The 1560-nt window shown below is 47.1% G+C and carries 1 protein-coding gene; it reads right to left on the reverse strand.

Translation table 11 applies throughout. From position 1 onward, the window contains the following. Positions 1-84 precede the first annotated feature (84 nt). A protein-coding gene (locus G9G57_RS25240) for an IS1182 family transposase (RefSeq protein WP_238799348.1) occupies positions 85-1445 on the reverse strand; the annotation gives its coding sequence in 2 pieces (ribosomal slippage) (positions 85-878 and positions 878-1445; 1362 coding nt in all). Between the last annotated feature and the right edge of the window lie 115 nt (positions 1446-1560).

Here is a 1560-nt window from a genome sequence, read left to right on the forward strand (position 1 = left end):
TCAGATTGTCGAGAAACCCCGTCTTTTTGAGACGTGGTTTTTTTTCTTTACATGAGAGATCTCTGGTCTCTGGAAAAACAGGGTTCACCCCTGTTTTTCCAGGCGATCCAGGTGGATCGCCATCTTCTTCATGTTCTGCACGGCTGCCGTCATGAGGGCTTGTTCCCTGACGTTCGGAAGTCCGCGCAAACGGCAATAGCGAAACCCATGGAGCTCTTTGGCATCCGCGAAGCTTCGCTCAATCGTCTCTTTTCGTTTGCGGTACAGCTGTTTCCCGGATGGGCTTAGCCGGTTGCTCCGTACCCACTCTTTGCTGTCTTCCCAGACATGCCGAGTCACCACTTTGCGGTGGTTTTTAGACTGAGTACACTGGCTCAGCAACGGGCAACGTTCGCACTGAGCCGGATCAGATCCATACTGCCGGTATCCCTTTCGGTCTGTCGTTCGGTAGGCTAACTCCTGTCCTGCTGGGCAAATATACACATTGTTCTTGGCATCGTATTCAAACTTCCATTTCGGAATCAGGCCTTGTTTGGGGTGAAATCTTCGGTGAGCAATCACGGCAAAAATCTTTCGGCTTTGCAAACCTCGACAAATCGGCGTTGTTAAATAACCTGAATCTAGCGCAACAGCTTCTACTTGAAAAGCAAAACGTTCTCTTTGGCGGTCCAAACGGGACAAATAGGGGACGGAATCATGTACATTCCCCGGCGTCACGTGCACATCCGTAATCACATTGTACTTCATATCCACTGTCCGGTGGTCCAGATAGAAGAAGCCTTCGGGCTTGCCATCACGGATCATATAGCCGCTGTCCGGATCGGTTTTACTCACTTTAATTTCTTTTTCTTTGTTCACTTCCTCTCGAGATTTTAGGGCTTTTTTCCGTGGTTTTTCCGGTCCTCCTTCACCGCTTCGTTCAGCTCGTCCATATAGTCTTTGGTATTCTGTAATACTTGCTCTTTAGTGTACTGATGTTTGTTGGCATTGGCCTTGACGTGTGTAGAATCGGTGATGAGAACACGCCCGCCCACCATTCGGTGAGAGATCGCCTGCAGCACAATTTCATCGAAGATATCTTGAAAGATCGTAGTGTCTTTAAAGCGAGTACGACGATTCCAACTAATCGTCGAATGGTCCGGAACTTTATCCGTTAAGCCCAGCCCCAGAAACCAACGATAAGCCAAGTTCGTTTGAATTTCACGCTCGAGTTGCCGTTCTGAGCGAATGCCATAGAAATAACCGAGAAAGATCATTTTAAACAATACGGTAGGATCAATGGCAGGACGCCCGTTGTCTGCACAATACAGCGGGCTTACCTTCTCATGAATAAAGGAGAAGTCAATATAGGTATCCACTTTGCGAAGCAAATGATCTTGGGGCACCAGTTCTTCCAAGGAAACCAATTCAAAGGATTGTTGTTTGTCTCGATGAGATCGCAGCATACCAACACCGTCCGTTTCTATACAATAGTTGCCTATATTATATAACATTAACGCGGTGTCGTCTTAAACAAATTTAACATAAAAATAGGCTGTCGAAACTTTCTCGACAGCCTGA

The organism is Paenibacillus sp. EKM211P, assembly GCF_011066175.1.
GTDB lineage: Bacteria > Bacillota > Bacilli > Paenibacillales > Paenibacillaceae > Paenibacillus > Paenibacillus polymyxa.